Source organism: Methylobacterium longum (genome assembly GCF_022179385.1).
In the GTDB taxonomy this organism is placed as follows: Bacteria; Pseudomonadota; Alphaproteobacteria; order Rhizobiales; family Beijerinckiaceae; genus Methylobacterium; species Methylobacterium longum.
Genome location: NZ_BPQS01000001.1, coordinates 248,558 through 260,942, shown reverse-complemented (window position 1 = coordinate 260,942; position 12,385 = coordinate 248,558). Strand labels below are relative to the sequence as shown.

The window sequence follows — 12,385 nt, the reverse complement described above, 5'->3', positions numbered from 1 at the left end:
CCCGCAGCATAATGCGGGTGCTCAGGCCCCCGGGACCGGCTCGGGCAGCCCGAGGCCGGTATCCGCCACGTCGCCACAGAAGGGTCCACGATCCATGAGCGCACCCAGCACCATCACCGTGGACGGCAAGTCGATCGAACTGCCGGTGAAATCCGGTACGATCGGTCCGGACGTGATCGACATCGGCAAGCTCTACGCCCAGACCGGCGCCTTCACCTTCGATCCGGGCTTCACCTCGACCGCCTCGTGCGAATCGAAGATCACCTACATCGACGGCGACGAGGGCGTGCTGCTCTACCGCGGCTACCCGATCGAGCAGCTCGCCGAGAAGGGTGACTTCCTCGAGACCTGCTACCTGATGCTGTTCGGCGCCCTGCCGACCGCGGCCCAGAAGGCCGATTTCGACTACCGGGTCACGCGCCACACCATGGTGCACGACCAGATGAACCGGTTCTTCACCGGCTTCCGCCGCGACGCGCACCCGATGGCCGTGATGGTCGCCTCGGTGGGTGCGCTCTCGGCCTTCTATCACGACTCGACCGACATCACGGACGAGAGCCAGCGGATGATCGCCTCGATCCGCATGATCGCCAAGATGCCGACCCTGGCGGCGATGGCCTACAAGTACTCGATCGGCCAGCCCTTCGTGTATCCGAAGAACGACCTCGACTACACTTCGAACTTCCTGCGCATGTGCTACGCGGTGCCCTGCGAGGAATACGAGGTGAACCCGGTCTTCGCCCGGGCGCTGGACAAGATCTTCATCCTGCACGCCGACCACGAGCAGAACGCCTCGACCTCGACGGTGCGGCTCGCCGGCTCCTCGGGCGCCAACCCCTTCGCCTGCATCGCGGCCGGCATCGCCTGCCTCTGGGGCCCGGCCCATGGCGGCGCCAACGAGGCGGCGCTGAAGATGCTGATGGAGATCGGCACGCCCGAGAACGTCAGCAAGTACGTCGCCAAGGCCAAGGACAAGAACGACCCGTTCCGCCTGATGGGCTTCGGCCACCGCGTCTACAAGAACTACGATCCGCGCGCCCGGATCATGCAGAGCACCACCCACCAGGTGCTGAAGGAGCTCGGCAAGACCGACGATCCGCTGCTCCACGTCGCCATGGAGCTGGAGCAGATCGCCCTCAAGGACGAGTACTTCATCGAGAAGAAGTTGTACCCGAACATCGATTTCTACTCGGGCATCACCCTCAAGGCGATGGGCTTCCCCACCGACATGTTCACGGTGCTGTTCGCCGTGGCCCGCACGGTCGGCTGGATCGCCCAGTGGGCCGAGATGATCGAGGATCCCTCGCAGAAGATCGGCCGTCCGCGGCAGCTCTACGTGGGCCCGGCCCAGCGCGACTACGTGCCGGTCGACCAGCGCGGCTGAGGCGGGACCTGTCCCGGGACAAGACCGACGGGGCGGCCGAGCGGCCGCCCTTCTCGTTTGCGGAGGCGCCCGTGCTCCGGCTCCCCTACCGCCCGCCCTACGACTGGGCGGCGATCCGCGCCTTCCTGGCCAAGCGCGCGATCCCGGGCGTCGAAATGGTCGATCCCGGCGGCGCGACCTACGCGCGGACGGTCAGCGCCGCGGGCCGGCACGGCTTCCTGACGGTGGAGCCCGGCGACGGCTGCCTGCACGCGGCGCTCCGCGGCATCGAGGCCGGCGACGCCCCGACGGTTGCCGGACGCCTGCGCAGCCTGTTCGACTGCGACGCCGACCCGACCGCCATCGCGGCCTGTCTTGCCCGGGATCCCGTCCTGGCCCCGCTGGTGGCGGCGCGACCGGGCTTGCGACTGCCGGGGGCCTGGGACCCGTTCGAGACCGGCTGCCGGGCGATCCTCGGCCAGCAGGTCTCGGTGGCGGCTGCCATCGGACTCGCCGGGACGCTCGTGGCGGCCTTCGGGACGCCGCTGGCGGAGCCGGCCGGCGGGTTGACCCACATCTTCCCGGCACCGGCGGCGCTGGTCGAGGCGGATGTTGCGCGCGTGCTCAACATGCCGCGCGCCCGCGGGGCGGCGATCCGGGCGCTCGCGGCGGCAGCGCTCGCCGACCCGGACCTGTTCGCTCCGGCGGAGACGCTGGAGGCTGCCGTCCTGCGCTTCACGGTCATCCGCGGGATCGGACCCTGGACGGCGCAGTACATCGCCATGCGGGTGCTCAAGCTGCCGGACGCCCTGCCGGTCGGCGATGTCGGCCTGCTGCGGGCGCTGGAGACCGGCACCGGACGCCCGAGCCCGGCGGCGCTGCTCGCCCGGGCCGAGGCGTGGCGCCCGTATCGGGCCTACGCGGCGCAGCATCTCTGGGCGGCGGACGAGGCGGTCGTGAAGGGGCGATGACCGCGCCGCCGTCCCAGGTGAGCGGAGCGACGCCATCTGATCGGCGCCGCGCTGATGTTCGGCGCCGCGCGGGCGCTCGGCGCAGTCAGGCTCGGCCGCCCGCGTCCTCATCCTGGCATGCGGACTGGGATGCGTCCTGAGGTGCGGCGAAGCCGACGCCGAGGAGCCCTCCAGATGGCGCCGCGGTCCCTGGAGGGCTCCGTCGAAGCCTGCGCTGCGCTCCGGTCCCCACGATGAGGAGGTGGGCCGGCAGGTCCACACCCCTTCCGCCCGACAGGATCCTCAGCGCCCGAACCGCTCGAACTTCGGGAAGCTGCGCGCCATCATCAACCCGACCTCGGCGCGATGGCCGAGCCACTTCTCCAGCACCGATGCGTTGGCGAGCCGGCCCTCCGGCGAGCCGTCCTGCCACGGCAGGCCGTCGGCCAGCTTGAACACGTGTGCATCGAGCAGCGTCCCGCTGCGGCAGCGCTGGAGGCGCACGCCCTTGCCGCGGGCGAGTTCGGCCACTTCGGAGATCGGGAAGACCAGCAGCAGCTTCTCCGTGTTCACCACCGCCACGTGGTCGCCGTCCGCCGGCACCAGCACGGCCGCGGTGGCGTCCCCGTCGAGGCCGAGCACGCTCTTGCCCTTGCGGGTGTTGGCCACCAGCGCGTCGGACGGCGCCATGAAGCCGCGCCCGTCCGAGCCCGCGATCAGCAGCTTGGTTTCCGGCCGGTAGGGCAGCGCCGCCACGATCTCGGTGCCGTCGTCGAGGTCGGCCATCAGCCGCACCGGGTCGCCGAAGCCCCGCCCGCCCGGCAGCTTCGAGGCTTCGAGGGTGAACACCTTGCCGTTCGTGGCGAGCAGCAGGATCTTCTGCGTGGTCTCCGTCGGGAAGGCGATCTTCAGGCTGTCGTCGCCCTTGAAGGCCACGCCCGTGAGGTCGGCGACGTGGCCCTTGAGCGCCCGGATCCAGCCCTTGGTAGAGACGATCACGGTGATCGGCTCGCGCTCGACCAGGGCCGCGGTGAAGTCGATGCCGCCGACATCCGGCGGGCTCGCCAGCGTCGTGCGGCGCTTGCCCAGCTTGGTCTCGGCCCCGAAAGTCTTCTTCACGGCGCGGATCTGCGCCTGGATCGCCTTCCACTGCGCCGGCTCAGAGGCGAGGAGGGCGTCGATCTCGGCCTTCTCGGCGGTGAGCGCCTCGAACTCGCGCTTCAACTCCATCTCCTCCAGCTTGCGCAGGGATCGCAGGCGAGTGTCGAGGATCGCGTTGGCCTGGAGTTCGGTCAGCTCGAACCGGGCCATCAGGGCGGCCTTCGGCTCGTCCTCCTCGCGGATGATGCGGATCACCTCGTCGAGGTCGAGATAGACGATGAGCAGGCCGCCGAGGATCTCCAGGCGGCGGTCGATCTGGCCAAGGCGGTAGCGCGAGCGGCGCTGCAGCACCACGCGGCGGTGGTCGACCCATTCCCGCAGGCACTCCACGAGCCCGATCACCTTCGGCACGAGGCCGCCGACCAGGACGTTGAGGTTGAGCGGGATCCGGGCTTCGAGTTCCGTCAGCCGGAACAGCGATTCCATCAGGATGACCGGATCCACCGTGCGCGAGCGCGGCTCCAGCACGACGCGCACGTCCTCAGCCGATTCGTCGCGGACGTCGGCCAGGAGCGGCAGCTTCTTCTCCTGCAGGAGCTCGGCCATCTTCTCGATCAGCCGGCCCTTCGGGATGCCGTAGGGGATCTCGGTGACGACGATATTCCAGGTGCCGCGGCCGAGATCCTCCTTGGTCCAGCGGGCGCGGACGCGGAAGGCGCCGCGGCCGGTCCGGTAGGCCTCGGCGATGGACTCGGCCGAGTCGACCAGGATGCCGCCGGTGGGGAAGTCCGGACCCTGCACGAACTTGGCGAGGTGCGCCGAGGTCGCCTCGGGGTGGTTGATCAGGTAGAGCGCCGCGTCGCACAGCTCGGCGGCGTTGTGCGGCGGGATCGAGGTCGCCATGCCGACCGCGATGCCCTGGCTGCCGTTGGCGAGCAGGTTCGGGAACGCCGCCGGCAGGACGATCGGCTCCTCCTTCTCGCCGTTGTAGGAGGGCCGGAAATCGACCGTGTCCTCGTCGATCCCGTCGAGGAGCAGCCGGGCGACCTCGGTGAGCCGCGCCTCGGTGTAGCGGTAGGCGGCCGGGCCGTCGCCGTCGATGTTGCCGAAATTGCCCTGGCCGTCGACCAGCGGGTAGCGCTGGGCGAAGTCCTGGGAGAGCCGCACCAGGGCGTCGTAGATCGCTTGGTCGCCGTGCGGGTGGAAGTCGCCCATCACGTCGCCGACGATCTTGGCGCACTTCTTGTGCGCGGTGGTCGGATCGAGCCGCAGCAGCCGCATCCCGTACAGGATGCGCCGGTGCACGGGCTTCAGCCCGTCGCGGGCGTCCGGCAGCGCCCGGTGCATGATCGTGGAGAGCGCGTAGGCGAGGTAGCGCTCCTCCAGGGCGGATTTCAGCTCGACGCTCTCGATTCCGTCGCCGGACGGCGGCTCGAAGGGCTGGCCCATGACGGCTCCTCAATTCAACGTCTTCACCGCACGCCGTCATTCCAGGGCCGCGCAGCGGAGCCCGGAATCCAGAACCGCCGGCGCCCCGAGCGTCGGCACGAACGGCGATTCTGGATTCCGGGATCGCCTGCAGCGCCCTGGACCGACGCACGAGGGATATAAGAACAGAACACGAACATTACTCGGCCTCGCGGCCGAGTGCAACGAACCGGGTCCGCTCCTCGGGCATCCCGAGGCCGCGGGGACCCCAGACGTGCCGGTCGAGGAAGTACCCCGTCAAGGTAAACCCTTGCGCAACGCCGTCCGGGCCCGGGGATCCACCCGCGTGCAGGAAGGTCGGGAGCGCCAGCAGGCGGTCCCGGTAGGGTTCGCCCGCCGAGGCGCTGACCGCACGGCCGCTCTTCGGCGACACGTAGGCCAGGGCGTCGTTGCCGCCGGTGGCCGCACAGGCCGTCAGGTCGAGGCCGAAGCCGAGTTCCGCCAGGATCGCCAACTCGAAGCGCACCATCAGGGGGGGCGCGATGGCCGGGTCGTCCAGGTGCTCGACCAGGATCCCGGCGGCCTCGTAGAGGGCCGAATGCGGGTCGCGCTCGGGCAGGAGCCGCAGCAGGGCGGCCAGATGACTCATGCCGTAGAGGGCCAGGCTGGATCCGATCAGGCGCGAGACCCGGGATTCGAGGGGCTCCACCGCGTAGGATCCGAGCCCCTCGTCGAGGCGGGCCCGCCACGTCAGCCGGACCCGGTTGCCGGGCTGCAGCACGGGCTGCATGCGGCGCGAGCGTCCGCCGTGCACGAGGCCGAGATGGCGCCCGTGACCTTCGGTCATCGCCTCCAGGATGACGCCGGTCTCTCCGTGCCGGCGCAGGCCGAGCACCAGGGCGTCGTCGGACCATTGCATCGAACGTCGGGTCGCAGGGTGAGAGGGGCGCGGCGCGCGGCAGGCGCGGTCCGCTCGATCCCCTCCATATAGGAAGTCGCGCCGTCCGGCGCTGCCCGCGCTGGCCAGCCTGGGGCAGCCTTGACCGCGTAGCGATGCGCGATGCCGATCCGCGCCGCCCTCGCCCTCATCTCTTTCCTCGCCGCCATCCTTTCCCTCGCCTTGTCCGGGGCGCAGGCCGCGCCGCGGATGCGAGGACCCGCGGCCGAGGATGCGCCCTCCCCGGCCCTGCTCCGGCGGATCGCCGCGCTGGCGCTGAAACAGGTCGAGTTCGGCTCGGTCTCGCTGCTGCCGGTGCGCTTCGAGGGCAGCCGGATCGCCGGACCGATCGCGGAGTCCGGCCGGGTGATCTACTGCGTGTCGGGACGGATGTACGGCCGGACCTTCGGCAAGCCCGAACGTCCGAAGCTGGCGCTGCGCTACGACACCGACCGGCTCACGGTGATCGACGACGACGCGATCTGCACCGGGCACCGCACCCGGCCGTTCCCCGAACTCGACACCCTGGGCAACGCGCGGTGAGGCCGCCGCGTTGAGGGCCATGCCCGCTCCGACGCGCCTCCTCGACCTCAACCTCGACCTGATCGCCCGCGCCCACGCGGTCCCCGTGGCCGACGACCCGAGCGCCCTCGCCGTGCTGTCGGACGCGGAGCTGCGACCTGGCCTGGAGGACATCATCGCCGGGCGCGATGGCCGCGACCTCTGGGTCTTCGCCTACGGCTCCCTGATGTGGAACCCGGAATTCCCGGTGGCGGAGCGGCGGATCGGGACGGTCCGCGGCTTCCATCGCCGGTTCTGCCTGCTCCAGCGCCGCTTCCGCGGTACGCCGGAGCGGCCGGGTTTCGTCCTGGCGCTGGACCGCGGCGGCCTCTGCCGGGGCGTCGCGTTCCGCCTGCCCGGGATGGAGATCCGCGAAGCCCTGATGCCGGTCTGGCGGCGCGAGATGCGCGGCCGGGGCTACGTCGCCCGCTGGCTGCCGGTGGCGACCGAGGCCGGTCCGGTCTCGGCCCTGACCTTTCTGGCCAACCGCGCCAGCGACCGCTACGCCGGCCGCCTCTCGGATGCCGAGATCGCCGAGAAGATCGCCGCCGCCTGCGGGCATAAGGGACCGAGCGCCGAGTACCTGTTCCGGACCGTGGAGGCCTGCGAGCGCCTGGGCATCCGCGACCGGCACCTCTGGAACCTCCAGGCCCTGGTGGCCGCGCGGCTCAGAAGCTGCGTGCTGGTGTGAGACCGCATTCCGAGGCGGCTCCGAGGCGGCGCGGTCTTCGCGCCTGTTGCGCGGCGACCCGGAGCGCCACCAGGGCCCGCACGGTCACTCGGCCCTCGGTCACGGCGCTTCGCTCGCCATGCCCGGGAGCCTGCATCAGCCCGGGAGGTTTGGTCCGAAGGCCCGATAAGGTTCAGGCTCAGGCCCAAGCCCGCTTCATCGTGAGGACGACGCGGCCGCCCGCGTGCTCCGCATCCGGATTGCGCGGCTCCCGGATGCCGGGGGCACGGCCCGTGGTCACGTAGACCAGGAGGGTGAGGGCGAGCAGGATCTTCGTGCGCATGGCGACGCTCAAGCTTGAGCGAGCGTGCATAGGATCGATCGGTTTTTACGGAGTTGCTGCGATGCACGCGGACGTTTTTGCGGTGCGATTCCCGCGATCGTGGTGAACGAAGGGTTGCGGCCCGAGCGCGATCGTCTATGCCGCCGGCCGGACGATCACAGGCGGAGGATGGGATGCGGCTCCGGATCGGCGTGGCCCTGGCGGTGGTGATCATCGCGGCCGCGGCCCTCCTCGCGGGGCCGCTGAGCCGCGGGGAGCGGCTGTCCGACATCCTCACCGGGCGGACACCGCTTCTGGCAGGCGGTGCCCCGGCTCCCGCAGGCGGCACCGACCTGTCCGGCACCGCCTCCCTGGGGATGGACCAGCGCCCGGCGACCCTGCACGTCGCCTGCGATCCGGCCGGGATCGGCCTGTCGGCGGCGCTGATCGTTCCGCGCTACGCCGAGCTGGCGCCGCGCTTCGATTTCGCCGGGCTCGACGGCACGGGCGGCGCGGCACCGCTCACCGGGATCCTGGTCTCCAGCGCCGGCAGCGTCCGTTCCGTGCGCATGCCGGTGCAGGGCGTGCCGACCGGGCCGGATTCGGGCTTTACCCTGACGGTGACGGGATCCCGCCGCGGCGAGGATCCCCTGCGCGGGGTCGCCCGCTCGCTCACCCAGCCCGGGACGAAGATCATTTGGACGCAGGCGAGCCCGCGAACCGGCGATCCCACCCTGACGGCGACCTTTCCGATCGCGGAGTCCGAGGCCGCCGCACTGAAGGCCGCCCTCGGCGGCTGCCTCACGGCGCCGTTCTAGGGGCCCACGTCTCGGGGAAGCCTCCTCGCGACGAGGCCGGCGGCGAGGAACGTTGCCGCCGGCGGCCAGCCCGCCGATCCCGTCCGGCACCCGCCCCACGATCCGCGCCCGGCATGGACCCGGTCGCTGGTCATCGGCGTCACCAGGAGCGGCGGCACCGGGAAGCCCGGAACGATGCCGGACCGGTCGAGCGCCGGCATCGGGTCGAACCCGCCGCGGTTCGGACCAACCGCCGCGGTCAGGCCGCGATGGTGCCGTCGAACAGCTTGGCCTCGCGCGGCCGGGCGCGGCGTCCGCCGACCCGAGGAAGAAGGCTGTTCGTGGGTGAGGCCCGCCCCGCCTGTCCGCGGCTCGCCGGAGGCCACGCACGCAATCCGGACGCTCCGGCACCGTTCGGAAAAGCCGCCCTGGTGTGATGGCAGGCGGACCCCGGGGCCGGGCTTCAGGTTCCCGCTTCCCGCTGCCGGGATGGTCGTCCTGCGCGCAGGCGGAGGCTAGCTGACCTCCACCTGCACCACCCCCGGGACGGTCCGGAGCTGTCCGGCCAGTGCCGGGCTTGCCTGGAACTTACCCGGCAGCCGGATCTCCACCTCGCGCCCGCCACCGTCGAGCTTGAGGATCAGCGAGACCTCGCTCTCGCCCCGCATCGACAGGCGCTGCTGCACCGGCGCGACCCCGCGCGGGTCGCTCAGGTGGATGCGGATGCCCTTCTGGTGGCGGGCCACCGCCTGGTCGAGGGGCTCCGCGGTGAGGATGCGGGCGCGCACGTCCTCGCCCTCCAGGTTGGCCTGGAGCTGCAGCACCAGGGGACGGCCCGGTTCGAGGATGTCGCGGTACTGCCCGAGTCCCTCGGAGAAGATGATCGCCTCGAAGTGGGCCGTCCGGTCCGACAGGGTGACGATGCCCATCTTGTTGCCGGTCTTGGTGCGCCGCTCCGCCCGGTCGAGCACCGAGGCCGCCACCCGGCCGACGCTGGAGGTTCCGGCGCGGACGGCCCGGCAGAAATCCGCCCAGCTCTGCACCCGCAGCTTGTCCAGAAGGTCGCCGTACTCGTCGAGGGGGTGCCCCGACACGAAGAAGCCGATCGCCGCGTATTCGCGCTTGAGCGTGTCGGCCATCGGCCAGATCTCGTGGGGCGGGATCCGGAGCGAGACGTCGTCCGCCACCACGCCGCCGAACATGTCGGTGACGCCCGCGGACGCGGCCTCCGCCGCGCTGGCGGCGAGCTTCATCATCGGCTCCACCGCCGCGAAGGCCCGCGCGCGGTCCGGCTCGATGCAGTCGAGCGCCCCGGCCTGGACGAGGCTCTCCAGGGTGCGCTTGTTGATCATCCGGGGATTCAGCCGGCGGGCGAGGCAGGCGAGGTCCTTGAACGGCCGGTCGCCGCGGGCCTCGACCAGCGCCCGCACCGCCTCGCGGCCGACGCCCTTGATGGCGGCGAGCGCGTAGAAGATCTTGCCGTCGCGCACCTCGAACACCTCACCCGAGGTGTTGATCGAGGGCGGCTCGACGGTGATCTTGAGGCGCTGCGCGTCCTGGCGGAATTCCGCGAGCTTGTCGGTGTTGTCGATGTCGAGGGTCATGGCGGCGGCCAGGAACTCGACGGGGTGGTTCGCCTTCAGGTAGGCCGTCTGGTAGGTGAGCAGCGCGTAGGCCGCCGCGTGGCTCTTGTTGAAGCCGTAATCGGCGAACTTGGCCAGGAGGTCGAAGATCTCGTTGGCCTTGGCCTTGGTCAGGCCGCGCTCGGTGCAGCCTTTCAGGAAGCGGTCGCGCTGCGCGTCCATCTCGGCGCGGATCTTCTTGCCCATGGCGCGCCGGAGCATGTCGGCCTCGCCGAGCGAGTAGCCGGCCAGCACCTTGGCGATCTCCATCACCTGTTCCTGGTAGACGATGATGCCGAAGGTCTCCTTCAGCATCGGCTCCAGCTTCGGATCCGGGTACCAGGACGCCTCGTTGCCGGCGTCGCGGCCGAGCTTGCGCTCGCAATAGACCGGGATGTTGGCCATCGGGCCCGGCCGGTAGAGCGCCACCAGGGCGATGATGTCCTCCAGCCGGTCGGCCTGCATCTCGCAGAGCGCCTTGCGCATGCCGGCCGATTCCACCTGGAACACGCCGACCGTCTCGCCGCGGCCCATGGGCTTGTAGGTGTTCTCGTCGTCGAGCGGCAGGCTCGCGAGGTCGATGGCGATCCCCCGCTGCTTCAGCAGATCCGTGCAGCACCGCAGCATGGTGAGGGTTTTCAGACCCAGGAAGTCGAACTTCACCAGCCCGGCCTGCTCGACCCACTTCATGTTGAACTGGGTCACCCGCATGCCGGTCTTCGGGTCGCGGTAGAGCGGGACCAGCTCCTCGAGCGGCCGATCGCCGATCACCACGCCGGCCGCGTGAGTCGAAGCGTGCCGGTGCAGGCCCTCCAGCTTCTTGGAGATGTCGATGAGCCGGCCGACGATCGGCTCCTCCTCCATGGCCTGCTGGAGCTTGGGCTCGCCCTCGATGGCCTGGGCCAGCGTCACGGGGTTGGCCGGGTTCTGCGGCACGAGCTTGGTCAGCTTGTCGACCTGCCCGTAGGGCATCTCCAGGACGCGGCCGACGTCGCGCAGGACGCCGCGGGCGAGCAGCGTGCCGAAGGTGATGATCTGCCCGACCTGGCCCTCGCCGTAGCGCTGCTGCACGTAGCGAATCACCCGCTCGCGGCCCTCGACGCAGAAGTCGATGTCGAAATCCGGCATCGAGACGCGCTCGGGGTTGAGGAAGCGCTCGAACAGCAGGCCGAAGCGCAGCGGGTCGAGGTCGGTGATCAGCAGCGACCACGCCACCAGCGAGCCGGCACCCGAGCCGCGGCCCGGACCCACGGGGATGTCGTGGTCCTTGGCCCACTTGATGAAGTCCGAGACGATCAGGAAGTAGCCCGGGAACTTCATCGACACGATGACGTCGAGTTCGAAGGCGAGGCGCTTGCGGTAATCCTCCTCGGAGAAGCCCGGTGCCGTGCCGTGCTGCTTGAGGCGCAGTTCCAGCCCCGCCTCGGCCTGCCGGCGCAGCTCGGTCGGCTCGTCGGCCGAGACCGCCTGCACGCCCGTCTCGCCAGCATCCGCCAGGGCCTCGGCCATGGGCGGTGTCTCGCCCGCGGCCACGGCGCCGAAATTCGGCAGGATGGGCTTGCGGGTCCGCGCCCGCACGGCGCAGCGCATGGCGATCTCGACGGTGGCCTGGAGCGCGTCCGGCAGGTCGCGGAACAGCTCGGCCATCTCGGCGCGGGTCTTGAAGGCGTGGCTCGGCGTCACCCGGCGGCGTCGCTCGTCGGAAACGATCCGGCCCTCCGCGATGGCGAGCAGGGCATCGTGGGCGTCGTAATCGTCGGGCTTGGCGAAGAAGGGCTCGTTGGTCGCCACGATCCCGAGGCCGTGCCGCCCGGCGAGATCGAGGAGCGCGGTCTCGATCCGTCCCTCCTCCGGAAGGCCGTGGCGCTGCAACTCCACGTAGAGGCGGTCCTCCCCGAAAGCCTCCTTGAGCCGCTTGAGGCGGGACAGCGCCAGTTCGGGCCGGCCGGCCCGGAACGCCGCGTCGAGCGGCCCCGACATCCCGCCCGTGAGGGCGATCAGCCCGTCCGAGGCGCCCGCGAGCGCGCCGGCGTCGAGGCGGGGCGCCTCGCCCAGCGCCGTGTCGAAATAGGCGCGGCTCGCCAGCCGCAGCAGGTTGGCGTAGCCGGTCTCGTCCTGGGCCAGGAGGACGACGCCATGGCTCGTCGGGGCGCTGCGCTGGTGCGGGTCGGCCGCCTCGAATGCCACCGAGAGCTGCACGCCGGCGATCGGCTGCACCCCCTCCCCGGCCGCCTTCTCGGAGAATTCGAGCGCCCCGAACAGGTTGTTGGTGTCGGTGAGCGCGAGCGCCGGCTGCCGGTCGGCGACCGCGGCCTTGATCAGGGAGCCGACCTTCAGCGCCCCTTCGAGTAGGGAATAGGACGAGTGGACATGGAGGTGGACGAATCCGACCTCCTTGAGCTGGCGTGGCATGGCCGACCTTGTTCCGGGGTCGTGCAGCATCCCTGCTCGCCGGCTTTGAGTCGACGTGTGGAGGCCCCTGGCGGGACGATATCCACCGGTCGTGCCCTGGAAGCACCAGTTCGAGCTGCCCCTGTGGACAATCGGCATCGTGGGGCCGATCGCCTGTGCATAAGCCGCCCGCAGGGGGAACCGGGCGGCGATCGGAAAATTCCGGCTAACGAACCGGTGCCA

9 protein-coding genes are annotated in these 12,385 nt (G+C 70.8%); 5 read left to right on the top strand and 4 right to left on the bottom strand.

The features are described 5' to 3' along the window. Nucleotides 1-94: 94 nt before the first annotated feature. The gene (gene gltA, locus MFF58_RS01160) at nucleotides 95-1,384 is read left to right on the top strand and encodes a citrate synthase (protein ID WP_238284725.1); all 1,290 of its coding nucleotides are present in this window, start codon (nucleotides 95-97) and stop codon (nucleotides 1,382-1,384) included. A gap of 71 nt (nucleotides 1,385-1,455) precedes the next feature. Beyond that, nucleotides 1,456-2,334 (top strand): DNA-3-methyladenine glycosylase family protein, encoded by an 879-nt coding sequence (locus tag MFF58_RS01155; protein ID WP_238284724.1) that lies wholly within the window; start codon nucleotides 1,456-1,458, stop codon nucleotides 2,332-2,334. A gap of 282 nt (nucleotides 2,335-2,616) precedes the next feature. On the opposite strand, the gene parC is transcribed toward MFF58_RS01155, so the two are convergent. Next, a complete protein-coding gene (parC, locus tag MFF58_RS01150; RefSeq protein WP_238284723.1) occupies nucleotides 2,617-4,863 on the bottom strand; it encodes a DNA topoisomerase IV subunit A in 2,247 nt (748 codons plus the stop codon). A 178-nt stretch (nucleotides 4,864-5,041) separates the two neighbouring features. Continuing rightward, nucleotides 5,042-5,761 carry a DNA repair protein RecO gene (recO, locus tag MFF58_RS01145; protein ID WP_238284722.1) on the bottom strand — a complete coding sequence of 240 codons (720 nt, stop codon included), beginning with the start codon at nucleotides 5,759-5,761 and terminating at the stop codon, nucleotides 5,042-5,044. 141 nt (nucleotides 5,762-5,902) lie between these two features. On the opposite strand from recO, the gene MFF58_RS01140 reads away from it, so the two are divergent. After that, nucleotides 5,903-6,322 (top strand): hypothetical protein, encoded by a 420-nt coding sequence (locus MFF58_RS01140; RefSeq protein WP_238284721.1) that lies wholly within the window; start codon nucleotides 5,903-5,905, stop codon nucleotides 6,320-6,322. Between the two features lie 19 nt (nucleotides 6,323-6,341). Continuing rightward, a complete protein-coding gene (locus tag MFF58_RS01135) occupies nucleotides 6,342-7,031 on the top strand; it encodes a gamma-glutamylcyclotransferase (protein ID WP_238284720.1) in 690 nt (229 codons plus the stop codon). Between the two features lie 178 nt (nucleotides 7,032-7,209). Here the strand turns inward: MFF58_RS01135 and MFF58_RS01130 are convergent, their stop codons facing one another. After that, nucleotides 7,210-7,353, bottom strand: a complete 144-nt coding sequence (locus tag MFF58_RS01130; protein ID WP_238284719.1) for a hypothetical protein — start codon at nucleotides 7,351-7,353, stop codon at nucleotides 7,210-7,212. A 173-nt stretch (nucleotides 7,354-7,526) separates the two neighbouring features. On the opposite strand from MFF58_RS01130, the gene MFF58_RS01125 reads away from it, so the two are divergent. Next, the gene (locus MFF58_RS01125) at nucleotides 7,527-8,150 is read left to right on the top strand and encodes a hypothetical protein (RefSeq protein ID WP_238284718.1); all 624 of its coding nucleotides are present in this window, start codon (nucleotides 7,527-7,529) and stop codon (nucleotides 8,148-8,150) included. Nucleotides 8,151-8,644: 494 nt separating this feature from the next. On the opposite strand, the gene dnaE is transcribed toward MFF58_RS01125, so the two are convergent. After that, nucleotides 8,645-12,163 carry a DNA polymerase III subunit alpha gene (gene dnaE, locus MFF58_RS01120; RefSeq protein ID WP_238284717.1) on the bottom strand — a complete coding sequence of 1,173 codons (3,519 nt, stop codon included), beginning with the start codon at nucleotides 12,161-12,163 and terminating at the stop codon, nucleotides 8,645-8,647. Between the last annotated feature and the right edge of the window lie 222 nt (nucleotides 12,164-12,385).

Bases quoted from the DNA above. Each gene is read 5' to 3' on its own strand.
- gltA (WP_238284725.1), top strand. From the start codon at position 95: ATGAGCGCACCCAGCACCATCACCGTGGACGGCAAGTCGATCGAACTG.
- parC (WP_238284723.1), bottom strand. From the start codon at position 4,863: ATGGGCCAGCCCTTCGAGCCGCCGTCCGGCGACGGAATCGAGAGCGTC.
- recO (WP_238284722.1), bottom strand. From the start codon at position 5,761: ATGCAATGGTCCGACGACGCCCTGGTGCTCGGCCTGCGCCGGCACGGA.
- MFF58_RS01140 (WP_238284721.1), top strand. From the start codon at position 5,903: ATGCCGATCCGCGCCGCCCTCGCCCTCATCTCTTTCCTCGCCGCCATC.
- MFF58_RS01135 (WP_238284720.1), top strand. From the start codon at position 6,342: ATGCCCGCTCCGACGCGCCTCCTCGACCTCAACCTCGACCTGATCGCC.
- MFF58_RS01130 (WP_238284719.1), bottom strand. From the start codon at position 7,353: ATGCGCACGAAGATCCTGCTCGCCCTCACCCTCCTGGTCTACGTGACC.
- MFF58_RS01125 (WP_238284718.1), top strand. From the start codon at position 7,527: ATGCGGCTCCGGATCGGCGTGGCCCTGGCGGTGGTGATCATCGCGGCC.
- dnaE (WP_238284717.1), bottom strand. From the start codon at position 12,163: ATGCCACGCCAGCTCAAGGAGGTCGGATTCGTCCACCTCCATGTCCAC.